General features: G+C 43.4%; 15 protein-coding genes. 9 read left to right on the top strand and 6 right to left on the bottom strand.

All coding sequences use genetic code 11. The features are described 5' to 3' along the window. Positions 1–116: 116 nt before the first annotated feature. From AC5JBY_RS15950 to AC5JBY_RS15940, 3 genes are all read right to left on the bottom strand, one after another. A complete protein-coding gene (locus tag AC5JBY_RS15950) occupies positions 117–1,064 on the bottom strand; it encodes a DUF8464 domain-containing protein (RefSeq protein WP_495905616.1) in 948 nt (315 codons plus the stop codon). A gap of 49 nt (positions 1,065–1,113) precedes the next feature. Beyond that, positions 1,114–1,443, bottom strand: coding sequence for a helix-turn-helix domain-containing protein (locus AC5JBY_RS15945; RefSeq protein WP_495905615.1), 330 nt, complete (start codon positions 1,441–1,443; stop codon positions 1,114–1,116). A gap of 103 nt (positions 1,444–1,546) precedes the next feature. After that, positions 1,547–2,263 (bottom strand): hypothetical protein, encoded by a 717-nt coding sequence (locus AC5JBY_RS15940; protein WP_495905614.1) that lies wholly within the window; start codon positions 2,261–2,263, stop codon positions 1,547–1,549. 202 nt (positions 2,264–2,465) lie between these two features. Between AC5JBY_RS15940 and AC5JBY_RS15935 the strand changes: the two genes are divergently transcribed. The 6 genes from AC5JBY_RS15935 to AC5JBY_RS15910 all read left to right on the top strand — a co-directional run bounded on the left by AC5JBY_RS15935 (position 2,466) and on the right by AC5JBY_RS15910 (position 9,953). After that, positions 2,466–3,323 carry a trypsin-like peptidase domain-containing protein gene (locus AC5JBY_RS15935; protein ID WP_495905613.1) on the top strand — a complete coding sequence of 286 codons (858 nt, stop codon included), beginning with the start codon at positions 2,466–2,468 and terminating at the stop codon, positions 3,321–3,323. A 137-nt stretch (positions 3,324–3,460) separates the two neighbouring features. After that, the gene (locus AC5JBY_RS15930) at positions 3,461–4,285 is read left to right on the top strand and encodes a hypothetical protein (protein WP_495905612.1); all 825 of its coding nucleotides are present in this window, start codon (positions 3,461–3,463) and stop codon (positions 4,283–4,285) included. 543 nt (positions 4,286–4,828) lie between these two features. Then, a complete protein-coding gene (locus AC5JBY_RS15925; protein ID WP_495905611.1) occupies positions 4,829–5,485 on the top strand; it encodes a Crp/Fnr family transcriptional regulator in 657 nt (218 codons plus the stop codon). Positions 5,486–5,563: 78 nt separating this feature from the next. Beyond that, a complete protein-coding gene (locus tag AC5JBY_RS15920; RefSeq protein WP_495905610.1) occupies positions 5,564–6,037 on the top strand; it encodes a DUF2147 domain-containing protein in 474 nt (157 codons plus the stop codon). An 18-nt stretch (positions 6,038–6,055) separates the two neighbouring features. Beyond that, positions 6,056–7,015, top strand: a complete 960-nt coding sequence (locus tag AC5JBY_RS15915) for an NAD-dependent epimerase/dehydratase family protein (RefSeq protein WP_495905609.1) — start codon at positions 6,056–6,058, stop codon at positions 7,013–7,015. Positions 7,016–7,484: 469 nt separating this feature from the next. Then, positions 7,485–9,953, top strand: coding sequence for a PAS domain-containing protein (locus AC5JBY_RS15910; RefSeq protein ID WP_495905608.1), 2,469 nt, complete (start codon positions 7,485–7,487; stop codon positions 9,951–9,953). A gap of 52 nt (positions 9,954–10,005) precedes the next feature. On the opposite strand, the gene AC5JBY_RS15905 is transcribed toward AC5JBY_RS15910, so the two are convergent. Next, positions 10,006–11,139 carry an alpha/beta hydrolase gene (locus AC5JBY_RS15905; protein WP_495905607.1) on the bottom strand — a complete coding sequence of 378 codons (1,134 nt, stop codon included), beginning with the start codon at positions 11,137–11,139 and terminating at the stop codon, positions 10,006–10,008. A gap of 24 nt (positions 11,140–11,163) precedes the next feature. Beyond that, complete coding sequence (locus AC5JBY_RS15900) at positions 11,164–12,093, bottom strand: sodium:calcium antiporter (protein WP_495905606.1); 930 nt, start codon at positions 12,091–12,093, stop codon at positions 11,164–11,166. Positions 12,094–12,208: 115 nt separating this feature from the next. Between AC5JBY_RS15900 and nhaA the strand changes: the two genes are divergently transcribed. The 3 genes from nhaA to AC5JBY_RS15885 all read left to right on the top strand — a co-directional run bounded on the left by nhaA (position 12,209) and on the right by AC5JBY_RS15885 (position 15,366). Then, positions 12,209–13,399, top strand: coding sequence for a Na+/H+ antiporter NhaA (nhaA, locus tag AC5JBY_RS15895; RefSeq protein ID WP_495905605.1), 1,191 nt, complete (start codon positions 12,209–12,211; stop codon positions 13,397–13,399). A 76-nt stretch (positions 13,400–13,475) separates the two neighbouring features. Further along, complete coding sequence (locus AC5JBY_RS15890; protein WP_495905604.1) at positions 13,476–13,817, top strand: four-helix bundle copper-binding protein; 342 nt, start codon at positions 13,476–13,478, stop codon at positions 13,815–13,817. Between the two features lie 229 nt (positions 13,818–14,046). Continuing rightward, complete coding sequence (locus AC5JBY_RS15885; protein ID WP_495905603.1) at positions 14,047–15,366, top strand: TIGR00341 family protein; 1,320 nt, start codon at positions 14,047–14,049, stop codon at positions 15,364–15,366. On the opposite strand, the gene AC5JBY_RS15880 is transcribed toward AC5JBY_RS15885, so the two are convergent. Next, on the bottom strand, positions 15,356–17,572 hold the full coding sequence (locus tag AC5JBY_RS15880; RefSeq protein WP_495905602.1) for a bifunctional alpha,alpha-trehalose-phosphate synthase (UDP-forming)/trehalose-phosphatase: 2,217 nt from the start codon (positions 17,570–17,572) through the stop codon (positions 15,356–15,358). The genes AC5JBY_RS15885 and AC5JBY_RS15880 overlap by 11 nt on opposite strands. Between the last annotated feature and the right edge of the window lie 77 nt (positions 17,573–17,649).

Here is a 17,649-nt window from a genome sequence, read left to right as displayed (position 1 = left end):
TAGTTTTTTGAATCCCGCCCCGCAGGCGGAATGAGCAAAACGAACCTTCTGAATCCCGGTCACGGGATGAGGAACCACGTTTCGGTTATACCGAAACATAGCTGGCTCCCGAACGACTACAAACGCCTGCCCTTCCGGGTGACCTGTTGCCGGTGGGAATCCCTTTCAATCAGCCAATCATTCAGATCCTTGTGCCCTTTATAAAAATGACTGTGGTCTATATACTTTTCTTTATCCCATTGCAGGGCTTGTAGGGTATGTTTTCGCCCCGGTGGATCGCTGTCCAGGTACAGCTGAACCTGCCCGTACGGGTCCATAATTGAGCGGGCTTTTTGAAAGAAAGCAAGGGAATTCAGTACCAGATAATTTGTCAGGGGCAGGTCGCGTTCATGCACCAGCGTTTGAAAAGAAAGGAAGCTAAAGAAGCCCTCGAATACGGCAATACTTTCCTGCTTGTTTTCTATAAAAGTGCAGTCTTTGGGCGAGCTGCTGCCTTTGAAGTTTTCGCTACGTAATTCATAACCTCCGGTACTATTTTGAAAACCGATAGCCAGGTACTTTTTTCCGTACAATTCAAAGGCAACTTCATGGCACCAGGCTTGCGCAATTTCAAATGGAATCTGCCGGTTTTCGAGGTATTGAATCAGTCCTGGCGAACTCAGCGGGCCAGCCTCCAGGACAACGATTTTGCCCTGCTCGTTCTCTTTCTTTTCACCCGCCCCCTGACCGGGCTGCGGAGGCTGGCTGGCGGATAATGGCAAATGCTGGTGAAAAGAAAGATCATGGGTGTAACCCATGTCTTTTATTCTTTGAAGTAATTCACTCACGGAACACCGGAAATATTGGATACCGAAATCAACAAGGTTGCCACCTTGTCCTCCACCGAAATCAAACCAGACATTCAGTTTTGTGTTGACTTTAAAGGAGGGTGTCTTTTCCTGCCTGAACGGCGATAAATACCAATAATCGCTGTTCCTGATCTTTTGGGGCTGGTAGCCGAGTTTATCCAGAAACTCCACTAGATCCACTTTTTTTGCCTGTTCACACGAAATCATTCGCTCCATGTACTGAAGTTTAAAAGCGTTGAAAATTGTCAAAAGAGAAAGAATTTGTCTAAGCGCTCTGGATTAGCTGCTGCACGTCCTGCCACAGGAAAAATACCCGTGAGCGAACTTTAAAGGGCTTTAGTTTGCCGTGTTTGATCCAGTCATAAATGGTCGGTTTGGAGACCTGGAATAACTGGCAGACTTCTGCGATCTTCAGGAGTGGTTTGTGCGTCAGGCCGGGAGTTTCCAGTAATGGCGTGGGCGGTGCCGGTGAGGGGATTTCCAGCTTCTGGATTTCTTCGCGGACAATGAGCCGGACCTGCGACCAAAACTGTCCGGGCTCGATGGGAAATAACATGGGGGTAACGTTGTTACCATTCTTCACTGAATCATTCATACACTTTCCGTTTTAGGCTGGCAACCTACCTAAAACGAAAGCTGAAAACAAGCTAAGTATACTTAGAAATGGGAAGATCGCTGCCCAAAAGGAAAAAGGACCGTTAGGTCTTCTGTATTTTGAGTTCCAGCTGGTCTAAAACCTGTAAAGCTGGTGGGCTGTCTAACTCTTCAAAGAAGGTTCTGGCAGCCTCGATGCCTTTTCGGATTTCCGCGCGTTCTTTCACAGAAAGCCTGGAAATATTGTACAACCGGGAAAGGTTGTCTTTGAGGGAACCGTTGGTTGTTCCGAAGATTTTGTTGAGTAAAACGGCTGACTGATCGTTGGCTGCCGGGAGTGGAATGTTACCGGTTTTGCAGAAAACGTAGAAAATAACCGTTAGGGTTGGAATAGAAAATTGGGTGCGTTTGCACCGTTTGGTGTCTTCGGAGTGGCTGGCGAGCTTTTCCTGGTCGGCAATTATGGCATCCAGTTTCGGCAGGAAGTCGCTGTAAAATGCCGGGAAATAGATAAACCCTGTTAGCGTTAGGAAACTGATAAATCCGACTAAAAATGTCGATGGTAAAAATTCTCTCCAAGTCGAATAAAAAGGTAGTGTCAATGATATTCCAGTTATAAATATCATTACGAAATTTGGAAACGCTTCTTGAAACCAGTATCGGGTCACCATTTTACGACGGGTGGCACCGAATGGCCAATTAGAATATTGTCGTTGATATTTCTGGTGCTGGATGGAAAATTCTGCTGCAACGTAGTTTGTACGCAATGGCTGGTCAAAGTAAATGACAGAAATCAATCCCTTCAAATTCATGCGCTGCATAACCGTAGTTTTACTTGAAATTACAATAATTGATCCAAGTCATGATTTGGATGTGAAAGTATTATGAAAAATATATAATTTAATGTCTAATTGCCTTTCCTAGAGTATACAGCACCGCAATCAACTTTTACATATTTTATTGCTTGACACGTAGATAAAACATCTGGAAATATTTTCGTAAATACCCCTAACATGCTTTAATATGAAATCAGCTATTAAATTAATCGCAATCATTTGCGCACTAGTCTGTATATCAAAATTTGGGATTACACAGTATTCAATTGACCCGAGAGTTAGAGCATCGTCCATCTTAATTCAATCTTCGGTTGGAACAGGTTCAGGCTTTTTTCTGCAAGATACAGTTGCAAAAGCTCTTTATATTGTTACCGCCAGCCATGTGCTCGTCCATAACAATAACCCAACATCTCCACCACCAGATTCGATTTTGATTACTGGCTATCGGGAAAACGTTGATACAGATTCTACGTTTAAATTTACTATTAGCATCCGTGATTGTCTTAGTTCGGGAGCCTTACTTGTTGATTTGCATAATGATGTTGCGGTAATGAAATTTGCTCAACTTGAGAAAATGGGGAATTATAACTCAATTATCTATCCTTCCTTTGTAAAGAAACTAACAAAAGACACAAAGATTGAAAGTTGGCCATCATTTCTTTCGCTTGCTATTAATGATATAGAACCAGGCTCTGATTTATTTGTAATTGGTTTCCCTCAGTCTTTAGGCCTTCAAGGGAACTTCGATATGAATCGGCCTTTAATGAGAAAAGGCATAGTCGCTGGGAAAGATTTAAAGAGTAAGCGAATTATTGGTGATGGTGCTGTATATTTTGGTAATAGCGGAGGTATAGCTGTAGCAGTCCATTTTTCAAACGGTTTATTTGGCTTGAAATTAATTGGATTAGTTTCACAATTTATTCCTTTTGATGAGTCCTTATTTGATAAACGTGGTAATCAAAGGAGCATAGACTATCGAAATTCTGGATATTCTGTAATCATTCCAACCAATTTTATTTTTTCAGTTATCTCTCGCCTTAGGTAATGCGAAAGTTTAATTAAGTATAATTAGCTAACCGTATGAAAGTATTTATACGATATAAGATTAAAGCTTGAAAACTAGGTTAAGGTCATTTATTATCTCCGGAGTCAGGTAGTTCGACAATCATATAATAGTTATGTATGCGTATAATAGTTCCTTTTTTGTTGTTCATTACTACTCAAACGAATGCACAGAAGTCAGCCCACGCCGTTGATTCGCTTAAATCATTCTCATATTTTATTTTCGGAACCAACGGTGGGTACTTCAATAGGAGCAGCGGAACAATTGCTCATTTTGTTAACGGAACTTGTTTCTTTGCAAAAGTCGATAATAGGCTATTTTTAATTTCAGCTAAGCATGTGCTTACTCCTTTTAATCCGATAGATAGCACCTTTGATCCATTTTATCCTGACACTTTATATGTCAAGGTCAAGTCTGCGGTTTCAAACCAAGATACATTGTGGAATATATACATTAAACCTCTAGTGATATCAGCAAAGATGGATCTATATTTTAGAAAACCCGATGTCTTTATTGTTGAACTAAAAGATGACAAACACTTTAAAGTAAATTCGCTAGAATTGTATTTAGAACCTAATATTTTTGATTCTACGATTCAGAAAACGGCATATATCTTCGGATATCCTTCAATTTCTTCCCCGACATTTGAAGATTTAATGGCACTTCCTCCATCGTTGGCAAAGATGGAATTGACAACAAAGTTTGAAACGGTATTGGATATTGGACATGGCAACTATGACATGCTCAATTTTCGTGGTAAGATTGTAGATGGAGTTTTCCTTGGCGGCTTTTCTGGCTCTCCTATCTTTATTAAGGAAACAAAAGGAGAGTATTGGTTGTTTGGTGGCTTAGTGTCAGCTTATAATCCTAATAACAACACAGGAATATTTGTTAAACCAAACGAGGTTTTGAGAGAATTGGGAAGCTTTTTTAAACAGCAATAACTAAAATCATCAGAACCCAAGAAAAGTTTGACCGTTCGGTTCTTTGCATATTGAACTGAAAGTCGACCTGAAAAATACTTGCTTATTTTACAGGAGAATAATCAGAACAATTAGCCGGAAATGTTAGAAAGTTGTTTTCTTAGTTATAAGTCTCCTACCGTTATTCATGGAGTAGTCTGGGATTAAGGTAATTTTCCAGTGATTTTCAATATCATTGTCGACAGGTTCACAACTCGCCGTCTCTGTTCTCGAAGTTGCTCAATCAACGTTTCTCTGGCGGAAGTCGTCAGGAGAAATTTGTTAAGTAAACGAAGACTAAAAGCCCTGATTTTTGGAGCTTTTTAGCTTTAATTCAAAGTTTATTCTTTTTACAGTTGCAGGTGTAATACCGATGCGCCATTGTTGGCGGCAGTTGTCTTTACCAGTATATGGTTTACCTGCCAGGCCTGGGCTGCTTTGGGAGGTGAGGGTGGTTATGTTGTAGGCTCCGTTTAGGTAGGCTATCGGATATTCTTAACTGATCATCTGATTTAAAAATCAAAGGTGGCTTCCTTCATAGGTTTAATGATTAATTTTGAGTATCTTAATTTGCAGGCAATTAAAAAAAGCAGCTACTCAACCATGACAGCAGCATTTTTTTCGTATACCGATAGGTTTGTAAATTTCTCACCCGCAGACAAAGACCTGGTGGGTTCCGTATTGACTTTTAAAAAAGTGGCCACCAAAACGGAATTGGTTTCCTATGACAAGCGGACAGATGAATTATTTTTTTTGCTCAAAGGCTGCATCAGAAAATATTATACGAAAGACGGTGAGCAAATCACTATTTATATAATGACTGAAAATAATTTCATCGGGGCGATGGACAGTTTCATTACGGGTGCAAAAAGTAAAGAAACCATTGAATGTCTTGAACCTTGTGAGTTGCTCCTATTGAAAAAGGCAGACCTGGACCAACTGTACAAAAAAATTCCCCTGATGAATGAATTTGTAAGAAAGATCTTAGAACAGACCCTGATTCAGTTTCAACATGCTTTGGCATCATTTATTTTGGATAATCCCGAAGAACGATATACCAGGCTTCTCACTCAACATCCCGAAATCCTGCAACGCGTTCCGCAACATATGTTTGCTACGTATTTGGGTATTACCGCTACTTCTTTGAGCCGCATCAGAAAAAGAATTTTTGAGAAGGCATAGTGTTTCTTGTCTTTTGTAAACGTTTTTTACCTGCTTCCTCATCCAACTTTGCCTTGTAAATATTAAACAATTCAAAGTATGGATCACCTTATTTCAAGGTGTAGCAGCCCCCATGAAGGCAAGCTCACCACACTCCTCACAGGCTTGTTACTGCTGAGCCTGACAAGTTTTGCTCAAACTACTAAAACCGCTATTGTCGGCACCTGGCTCAACCAGGAAAAAGCTGCCAAAATTGAAATTTACCAACAGGGAGAAAAATTTTCCGGCAAAATCATTTGGCTCAAAGAACCTACCGAAAACGGTAAACCCAAAACCGACAATAAAAATCCCGATAAAGCAAGGCATAATGACCCGATTATAGGGTTGGTGATGTTGAAAGATTTTGCCTTTGACGGTAAATCAACCTGGGAAGATGGCACCCTCTATGATGCCCGAAGTGGTAAGACCTATTCCTGTTACCTAAAATTACAGGCAGACAAAACGCTGAAAGTAAGGGGTTATTGGGGCATCTCCTTATTGGGCCAAACGAATATCTGGACAAAAGTCAATTAACTACAACAAATCAAACCAATGAAACAAGTATTTGTAACAGGGGGGTCTGGTTTTGTGGGTCAAAACTTAATCCCGATGCTCATAGGGCAAGGCTACCAGGTAAAAGCATTGGCACGCTCTGCACAAGCTATTCAAAAAGTGGAAAAATTAGGAGCAACTGCCATAAAAGGTGATTTGAATGACGAACGGGCTTTAGCATCAGGTGTTAAAGATTGTGCCACTGTATTTCATTTAGCCGCCTCGGTTGATTTTTTTGCTTCGGAAAAGACATTGAAAGCACTGCACGTTGATGCAACGGAACTACTTTTGACTATTGCAAAAAATGCCAACGTCCAAAAGTTTGTATATCTCGGTGCAGCTTCGGTCATTATGAACGGAAAACCTATTGCGCAGGCAGACGAAACATTTATCTCCGATCATATTATTGACGGCTATTCAAGAACCAAACTTCAGGCTGAGCAATTGGTTTTGCGCGCCAACAGTAAAAGCTTTCAAACCGTTTCGTTAAGACCTCCCTTGATTTGGGGAAAGGGCGATCCCAACACCTTGCCTGCCATCATTGACGCGGTAAAAAAAGGGCGTATGCAATTCATTGAGGGTGGCAAACATCGTTTTGTAACCTGCCACGTTACCAATGTTTGCCACGCTTTAATTTTGGCAGACCAGGCAGCTCAAAACGGAAAAGCTTATTTTTTAACAGATGGCGAAACGCCTGTTTTCAAAGACTTCATCAAAAGATATGTAGCCACACAAGGGGTAACTGTTCCCGACAAAGCAGTATCATTGGCCATGGCCAAAAGGGTGGCATCAGTAATGGAGTTTGTTTGGAAAACGTTCAGATTAAAGGGGCACCCGCCTCTTTATAAAGGTCTGGTAAATACATTGGGGTTGGAGTTCATCACCAACGACACCAGGGCAAGGCAAGAACTGGGTTACAAAACATTCATCACGATTGAGCAAGGATTGAAGCTGATGTAACAGCAGGACAACTTTCTACAGCAATAGCTTTCAATTAGGTTCATTATGCACAAAGGCCCCCAACCGGGGGCCTTCAAAATTTTCGGACGAGCTCTCTTAACCTGGTTTTCGGGGACATTGGATCGGATCTGGATTTTAAGCGGTCAATACCTTGTATTGACAGGATACGGATTATAAAGATCGCTTTTCGCGGATATTGGACGATTTAGGGCTTAAGGTGCAATCATAATTAGCCGCTTGTATCAACTACTCTAAAGCTATGCATTGCAGCTTACAAAAACAATAGGAAAACTACGATCAAAAGTCCTGCTGTGAGGCCTCAGTCCCCGCTTTGGCACCAGTGTACGGGGTAGCAGGACGGGCGACATGGGTATTAGACATCTCCACCCGATTATTTCTTTACATTTGACACTAAAACCGCATTCATTAACCTCTAAGTGACTATGGGTCGTAATTATATTTTATGCCGATGGTGAGACCTGGGAACGATACTGCTACCAGTTTGCATTTCCTCGAAGGGGGTGGTGAGATGGGTGAAATAACGAGGGGGTTCAATTGGTCAACGACGCATTTGGGTGATCCTGCAACATGGCCACAGAGTTTGCGTACTACGATCAGCATTATCTTAAATGCCCGTTTTCCGATGTTTTTGTGGTGGGGACCTGAACTGATTTGTTTCTATAATGATGCTTACAGGCCGAGTCTTGGCATGGATGGAAAGCATCCGCAGATACTGGGTATGAGGGCTGCCGATGCCTGGCCAGAAATCTGGGACTTTATCAAACCGCTCATCGATCAGGTTCTTGCCGGCGAAGAGGCGGTTTGGTTTGAAGATAAGCTTGTACCTATTTTCAGGAATGGGCGGATGGAAAACGTATACTGGACTTTCTGTTACAGCCGGGTAAGTGATGAACATTCACGTGCGGCAGGCGTACTGGTGACCTGTACCGAAACAACCGACAAGGTGATTACGGCAGCTAACCTCAAAAAGAATGAAGAGAGCCTGCGTTTTTCTTTGACTGCCGGTAATCTTGGCTCCTGGACATTACATATACCCACGCTGACACTGACAGCCTCCTCCATTTGTAAACAAAACTTTGGGCAACCTATCAACCAACCTTTTACCTATCAGGATCTTCTCACGTGTGTTTATCCGGATGATCAGGCCCGTATGCAATCGGCCGTACAACAGGTTATAGAAAAGGGTATCGATTATAATATCGAATACCGGGTGATCTGGCCAGATGAGTCTATTCACTGGGTCAATATCCGCGGCAGGCTCCGACGCGATGAGGACGGACAACCACTGGAATTATTGGGTATTTCGCAGGAAATTACAGCGCGCAAGAATATAGAAACCATCTTACAGGAAAGTGAAGAAAGGTTTCGTGCGATGGCAGAAAGCAGTCCCATCTACATAGCTGTGGCAGATGCTTCAGGCGGCGCTGTCTATTTCAACAAAGCCTGGTGTGAACTGAGTGGTAAAACGATGGACGAAATGCTGTCATTCGATTGGGCCAACTTGTTGCATCCTGATGAAAGAGAGCCGTATGTAAAAAGGTATCTGGATGCATTCGGGAAGCGAAAAGCTTTTTCCGGGGAATTCAGGGTGCTTACTGGTAGTGGTGAATACAGATGGCTCCTGGCTCATGTAGGTCCACGGTTCAACAGGGACAGCAGTTTTGCCGGGTATATCAGCGCGTGTGTGGATATTACCGACCGCAAGCGCATCGAAACTGAAACAGAAAGAGCCACCGCCGAACTGGAGCGTGCCCTGGAACAGGTGCGGCTGTCGAAGGAAGCAGCGGATCTTGGTACTTTCGATATGGACCTTGAAGCCGGCACCCTAATCTGGGATAAGCGGTGCAGGATATTATTTGGTATTAGTCATGATAATCCTGTTACTTATGAGCATGACTTCACCATGGGATTGCATCCTGATGACCGGCAAAGAATCCTGCGCATTATAGACGATGTTTTTATCAAATCGAAAACCGATGGTAATTATGATGTAGAATACCGTACGGTGGGTTTTGACGATAAGCGTGTGCGTTGGGTGAAGGCGAAGGGTAAAGTGTATTTTGATGCTGCCGATAAACCTATCCGTTTTATCGGATCGGTGTTGGACATTACTGACCAGGTGAATCAACTAAAGCGTATAGAAGAGCTGGTGGCTGAACGTACCCGTGAACTCGATCAACTGAATATCGATCTTCAACGGTCGAACGCGGACCTGGCACAGTTTGCTTATATCGCTTCGCATGATCTACAGGAACCTTTGCGTAAGATTACGACTTTCCTGGAACTACTCACCCGATCTTTAGGGCCTGAGATCAGCGCTACAAGCAAAAATTACCTCGACAGAATTCAAAGCTCGGGCAACCGTATGTTAAAGCTGATCCGTGACGTGCTCGATTTCTCAAAGCTTGCCAATGACGAGGAAGTATTTGAAGGGGTAGACCTCGATGCAACGTTGCACGATGTGCTTACGAACTATGATCTTTTGATCGAACAAACCGGCGGTACCGTACTTGCGGACAAACTGCCTGTGATCGAAGCCATTCCGTTGCAGATGTATCAACTTTTTCTCAATCTCATTGGAAATGCCCTGAAATTCAGAAAGCAACATGAAAATCCTGTTATCCGTATCACCTGTCATGATACATCTCCTGAAGAATTGGTGAAACATGGTCTATCTGCCGACAAGGAATACCTGCGTATCACCATTACCGACAATGGCATCGGCATCGAACCGAGGTTTGCTGAGAGGATCTTTCTAATCTTTCAAAGGCTGCACCAAAGGACGGATTATGAAGGTACCGGCATCGGCCTTGCGATGTGTCGCAAGATCGTAACCATTCATGGTGGCATTATTACTGCCGAGGGCAGTGATACAGGAAAAGCTGTGTTTACGATTATACTTCCTGCCAAGCAATAGCATGCAACTTTTGGGTTTCATCATTTTGAATTGTGTAATTTACCCTGTTTCGTTAACGATTGCACTGTATGGAAATCCATTGTTGCATTTCCAACATGGCTTTTGTTGATAAAGTCTGGCTTATTTTGCTGTACTCATCGGGCATACCTGTTTCACACTCCTGGAAAGCATGATTCATACCGATTAATTCTTTAATGGTTGTTTTGGTATTTCCGCCAGCTTCCAAAGCCTTTTTTATTCCTTCCAGATTTGCTTTGGCTAGCACCTGAACGTCTTTATCTCCATTTAATGCCAAGACGGGACATGTAACTTTTTGTAATACCGGCGCCGGATCGTATGCCAGCAGGTATTTAAACCAGGGAGATGAAAACATTTCAATTTGCCTGGCGATAAACTCATCTTTTGAAACTCCGTGGGGAATTGCATAACCGGGAATATCATTGTAATGCTCTCGACTAAATTTCATTAAATCAGCTTTGGCCGTTTCTGTGTTCCTGGCATTGATAATTATTTTAAAAACTTGCTCTGAATGGTTCCGGGATTTTTTTATTAATGAATCAGGCAATCCCACCTTTTTTTCAATCAGTTCCTGCCGATCCAATAATAACTTAGCTCCAGGAACACCAGGGCCAGCCAATAGGACGATAAAACTTACGTCCCTGGACCGGGCGGCTACCATTGGCGCTATCATGGCTCCATCGCTGTGTCCGATAAGGCCGATTTTTGTTTTATCAACATCTTTGCGTGTCTTGAGGTATTTAATAGCGCTTTGGACATCGTAGGAAAAATCGAGTGAAGTTCCAGATGAAAAGTTGCCAGTTGACTGACCAAATCCCCGGTCATCATATCTCAATACTCCAATGCCTCGTCTTGTTAAATAATCAGCCAATACCAGGAAAAGTTTATGTCCGGCGAATTCTCCATCCCGGGATTGGGGTCCGCTACCGGAAATCAAAATCACTACCGGGAATACGCCTTTTTTAGCTGGCAATGTCAGTGTACCTGCCAATGATAAATGGTCGACCGGGTTGGTAAATGTCACCTTCTCTGAATAATAAGCATCAAACCTATTTATAAAAATAAGGGACAGAAATATCAATATAAAAGATATGAAACTAATAACGACAATCGTTATTAGTTTTTTCTTTTTTCTCTTGATAATTGAGGTATCAATTTTTCTATCCATTGGCATTCATTGTTTGGTATGTAATCAAATACCGGCAATCTTCAGGATGAACAGCAGGTATATCACAACAAACAACAATCCTTCATAGACAGATATTCTTTTATCCTGTGCGAGTAAATAGAATAGTACTGCTGTTCCTGCCATTACGGGCAATGAAAATGTGAGCAGGTCGCCCGGGACGTGGATAGGTCCCAATGCCGATGCAACACCAGGTATGACCAAAGTATTGAAGATGCAAGACCCCAGGACATTTCCGATGGCCATTTCTGCTTTTCCCTGTTTTATTGCGGTGACGTTAACTGCCAGTTCGGGCAACGTGGTGCCGAGTGAAAGTGCGGTGAGTGCAATAATCGATTCTGGAATGCTGATGGCCCGTGCGATATTTTGAATAGACTCCACTGTATAAGCAGCTCCGTAATAGATGCCAACCGCAGCCATCAGCAATATAAGTACCGCTTTAAGCGGGAAGGGCGGTTTTGCCACGGGCTGGCTATCAAGGGCTGGTGTGCCACTTTTGATAAGGTAGATGCTATAAATAATAAACACCATCACTGCCGGGAATGCTTCGCCGGCATGGATGACGCCATCATAAGCAATGATGTAAAACATCAGTACGCTTCCGATGAGGAAATTCAAATCGATAAATATGTAAGTGCTTCCGAGGGCTATGGGTTTTCTGCCCATCGCAACCGCAAAGCCAGTTACCAGTAACAGGTTTGAAATGTTGGCGCCAATGATGTTTCCTGGTACGATCTCCGTGGCTCCCTGTTGAACGGACAAAATGCCCGAAATGAGTTCGGGTAATGAGGTGCCAATGCCTACTATGAAAATGCCAATGACAAATGATGGCAAAGAGAGCCATTTGCCCAGTTGTTCGGCTGCATTGGTGAAAAACCTGGCAGCAAGGATGAGTACAGCGAGCGCAATTATGAATATGGTAAGATCAATGATCATACAAGGGAGCAAGTTTTAAGGGTGAAAGCGCTTTTTACGGCTAAGTTGTTTTGGATGTTTGCTAAAATAGCCCATTTTTGCAACAATCTAAATCGTCATGTAGTAAGTATATTGAATGATGTTGAGAATAAATCCTGCCTTTTTTAAAAGGTTCATCCAATCCGGATCAATTGGTGGTATTTTTTTGCTTCTGAGTGTTATTGTATCTCTGGCGATTGCGAATTCAGCGGCCGGAGCTGGCTTTAATGCCTTCCTTGGAAAAGAGTTGGGGTGGGATTCGCTTCATTTGCGCATGTCTTTGCTTTCCTGGATCAATGACGGACTGATGGCCATATTCTTTCTGCTGGTGGGCCTTGAGATCAAGCGTTCATTGATCGAAGGGGAGCTTTCTTCTCCCAAGCGGGCAACACTGCCCGTTGTTGCTGCAATAGGCGGGGCTGTGATTCCGGCCATCATTTATTCTCTGATCAATGCGGGCACCCTCTCTGCCAACGGATGGGGTATTCCCATGGCCACTGATATTGCTTTTGCTATTGGCATTCTTTCGCTGCTTGGCAACAGGGTGCCTGCATCTCTTCGCATATTCCTGGCTGCGCTGGCCATCGCCGATGATCTAATTGCCATCATCGTGATTGCGATCTTTTATTCTCCGCAACTTCATTTAACCAACTTATTATATGCGGGTGGGATATTTGGTGTTATGGTGTTGATGAACCGCCTTGGTGTCAAGCAACTGTATGCATACCTTTTGCCTGCACTTCCTTTGTGGTATCTGGTTCATCATTCGGGTATTCACGCAACTATAGCTGGTGTATTAACAGCGTTTACTATACCAACCACTCCCGATTCGAGCGTATCTCCGCTGGAGAAGCTGGAGCATTTCCTGTCGCATCCTGTCAATTTTTTAATTATGCCTTTGTTTGCGCTTGCCAATACCAATGTTCATTTTGGGCCGAACATTGAAGCTGGTCTGGTAAAACCGTTGGGCCTTGGCATAGTAGCGGGCCTGATCATTGGCAAACCTATGGGAATATTGTTTTCATCCTGGCTGGTGGTGCAATTAAAACTGGCCAAGCTGCCTTCCAAAGCGAAGTGGGAACATATCGGAGGAATTGGACTTTTGGGCGGTATCGGTTTTACGATGTCAATTTTTATTGCTTTATTGTCCTTTTCAGATGAAAGTATCCGTTCCGATGCAAAGTTTGCCGTATTGGTCGCTTCGGCAGCGTCTGCAATTTCCGGGTGCTGTTGGTTATTGTTCTTAAATCGCCATAATACAACCGAAGCACCACCTCCTACCCTTTAAGTGTATTATTCCTCCATGACAATTCTGGTTTGCTCAGCAGGCAGGATAATTGCTGCTTTTTATCGAAACGTTTATTATGAACAATTATCATGACTATCAAAGCTGCATAGACGCGTGTTTGCGTTGTGCATCGATTTGTAATCATTGTGCTTCTTCCTGTACTCAGGAAAAAGATGTGAAGATGATGGCCCGTTGTATTCAATTGGATATGGAATGTGCTGCAATCTGTTATGCCGCAGCCCAGTTAATGAGCCTGGGCAGTGCGAAGGCTGCTGATATATGTCTCATTTGTGCTGATATTTGCCAGGCCTGTGGAGACGAATGTATGAAGCACGATACCGAGCACTGTCAGAAATGCGCCCGCATTTGTCATCAATGTGCGGAAGAATGCCGTCAGATGGTATCCGCTGCTGCCTGAACTTATTTGTGTCAATACAGAATGGTTAAATAACGTTCTTTAATGCTTTTCTAATCCTGGTTTAAGGGATCGCTAATATGCGTATAGGAAATTCGTTTAATCGATTTGATTGATTTTACAAAAGGAGCATTAGTGTTTACTTTCAATTTTTGTTGATTTTGATGCTAACCGGGGAATTATCGTTCCCCGGTTTTTTTATTGGCTTATCTTTATTACTATTTTCTAATATATGAAAGAACTACTGGCAGCTTTACGGGCATTCTTTAAAGACCGGTTCAACCTTAATGAAGACAAAGCGGAAGAGGAGGCAATTGTAGAGTCGATCCAAAAAGAGGTACACTTCAAGGGCACCAACTTATGGACGCTCATCTTTGCCATCCTGATAGCGTCGATTGGACTCAATGTTAATTCAACTGCTGTGATCATTGGCGCGATGCTCATCTCCCCTATCATGGGCCCCATCATGGGTATCGGACTGGGGATAGCTACCAATGATTTCGACCTGATGAAAAAGGGCCTGAAAAACCTCGCTATTGCCGCTATTATCAGCATTATCACTTCGTCAATCTATTTTTCTGTAACACCATTGCATGACGCCAATTCCGAATTGCTGGCAAGAACTAATCCGTCGTTATGGGATGTTTTCATAGCATTTTTTGGCGGGCTGGCCGGCATTGTGGCTGGCACGAGAAGGCAGAAAAGCAATGTGATCCCGGGCGTAGCTATAGCTACCGCTTTGATGCCACCGCTTTGTACAGCCGGGTTTGGACTGGCTACCGGACAATGGATGTACCTGCTTGGTGCGCTTTACCTGTTCTTCATCAATAGCTCTTTCATTTGCCTGGCTACATTTTTAATTGTAAAACATCTTAAGTTCCGGAAGAAGGAATTCACGACAAAGGAACTGGAAAAGAAAGTGATACGTTACATATGGATAACCGTAGTGCTTACAACCGTTCCCAGCATCTGGCTTGCTTACCGCATTGTGGAACGCAGTATTTTTGAAAGTAATGCCAAACAATTCATTCAACATGAATTTCATTTTACCCGCACGCAAGTGATCAACAGGAACTTTATTTTGGGAAGTCCCAACCGGATTGAAGTGTTATTGCTGGGGGAAGAATTGGAAGCTGACAAGATCGATTCACTGCAACGTAAAATGCCTTATTATGGCTTGAAAGATGTCCGCCTCACCGTTCATCAGGGGCTTGATGACCGGCAAGATATCGATTTCGCACAAATCAGGGCCAGCATCTTACAGGATGTCATCAACAACCAGCAAGCCAGGGGGTATGACAGTCTCGATTCCCGGAATAGCAAACAAGTTTTTCCAGACCTTCGCCCGGAATTGAAAGTATTGTATCCCGATCTTGTCAATTACTCCATTGGACAGTCGATATTTTTGCAAGCAGATTCAGCTAAAGCCGATACGGTTACCTTACTGGTGGCCCGGTTTAAAAACAGGTTATCAACCAGCAACCAACTCAAGCTACAGCAATGGATGAAGGAACGCCTCAAAGCCGATACGATTAAACTTGTCATTGAATAGTGGTATTAGCCGGCAGGTAACTCATTCCTTCCAGCAATGAAATAACCATCTGGGGCGTGTGGAGGTTGTAATGTGCATAGGACGCTTCCATGCCCACTTTGATGGTAAAGCTTCCCTTATGGTTCACTAAAACTTTGAACATATCTTCATCGGTTTTATCATCGCCGATCGTTAAAATAAAATCATATGCGTTTTGATGGAGGATGTTTTTTATAAAGCTGCCTTTGTTGAAACCGCTTTGCCTTACTTCGACGATCTTGTTGCCCATCAACACTTGCAGGTTGCGGTGATGAATATAGTCGTTGAGGTCGTTGGCTAATTCGGATGCTTTCAATTTTCCCTGGTCAATATTGGCATTTCTATAGTGCCAAACCATGGAGAAGTCTTTTTCTTCAATAAATGTGTTGGCGCACCTCCGCTCGTACATTTCCATGATGTGCTGCACGCGTTCTTTCCAATCCTGGTTTGTTTGCACTTCCGTGATCCATTCGCCGTTTCGTTTATAACGGGCGCCATGTTCTGCTACGAGGTTTACGTCAATCATGCCCAAATGTTTTTCGAGCCAGGCGCTGCTTCGCCCACTGATGATGCAAACTGTTGTGCCCGGGGTTTCAGCCAGTGATTGTAACAATCCCAGCAGGCCGGGGTTGGGAATGGCATCATCGGGATTGGCTGTAAAGGGGGCGAGCGTGCCATCATAGTCGAGGAGCAATAACCTGCTACTGGCATGTCTGTAACTATCGTACATGTCGCGCCGGGTATACTCATCCATAAACTTTATCTGGAAGGATTGTTGTTTTTGTCTGATGTGCTCCAGTTCATTCATAAAATCTTCTGCCCAGGCATGGATATCATACGTGGCGATACGCTTTTGCATCGTTTCTATGCGCATGGCCTGTTCCCGGACGGACATTTCAAGTCCTTCCCTGATCTTTACGGCTATTTCTACCACGTCATTGGGATTGATAAGGAGTGCATCCGTCAGCTCACGTGCAGCACCTGCCATTTCGCTGAGTACCAGTATGCCTTTTTTATCTTGCCGGCTGGCCACAAATTCTTTGGCCACCAGGTTCATTCCATCGCGCAGGGGTGTGATCAAAGCGAGGTCACAAGCGCTGTAGAGGGCCATCATTTCTTCAAACTCCAGGTGATTGTATTGATAAATGACAGGAATCCAATTGATGTTTCCTGTTTTGCTGTTGATATTGCTGATGAGCTCATCAATCAATCTTTTGCGTTCTATATATTTGGGTATGTTATCTCTCGATGGAACAATGACCAGTATAAAGACTACTTTATTGTGATACTCCGGATAGCGCTGCAGAAAATACTCGAATGCCCGCAGACGATTGTGCACGCCTTTGGTATAATCGAGCCTGTCTACTGAAAAAATAATTTTACGGTTGTTCATTTGCGCCAGCAACCTATCGCGGTGGGCTGCAATGCCAACATCCAGATATGCTTTATTGTATTTTGTATAATCGATGCCGATGGGGAACACATCTACTTTGACGAGCCGGTTCTCATAGTTAATGATATGCCGCTCGTGGTCGAGGCCCAGTACGGTGAGGATGCTTTGCAGGAAATGGGATGCATAGTCGATCGTATGGAACCCGATCAAGTCTGCACCCAGCATCCCTTTCAACAGGTCTGCCTGCCATTTCCTGGGTAACAAACGGAACAATTCAAAGGAAGGGAAAGGTATATGTAAAAAGAACCCGATTGTCAGTTCCGGTATGGCGCTGCGCAGCATACCGGCTAAGGGCAACAGATGATAATCATGTATCCACACTTTGTCGCCGGGCCTCAAATGCTTTATCAAAGTTTCTGCAAACCGTTGATTGACCTGCTCGTAGGCCGAATAAGACTCTGCATTGTATTCTGCAAAGGACGGGAAATAATGAAACAAGGGCCAGATGACAGCATTTGAAAGGCCACTGTAATAATCTTCGTACTCAACGGGGGGGACAAAAACAGGCAAATAGGTGAAGGAACCTGGTGCAAGTTGTTTACTGTGTGCAAACCAAGTATTCACCTGACAGCCCGGTACACCCGCCCAATACACTTCTGCATAGGTGTTATCTTTTACGTTTTGCACATAATTGCCCAGGGAACTGACCAAACCACCTGACACTGGCCGGATGCCTTTTTCCTCATCAATCATTACGGGCAACCGGTTGGATACAATGAATAATCGTTTCTCCATGTTCACAAACTACACCTGCGATCATAGGAGTGAATTAGAGTTATATTAGAATGAGATTAGAAAGCAGCCTGGACTGT

The organism is Paraflavitalea sp., from assembly GCF_059502485.1.
This window is presented reverse-complemented; position numbering and strand designations above follow the sequence as displayed.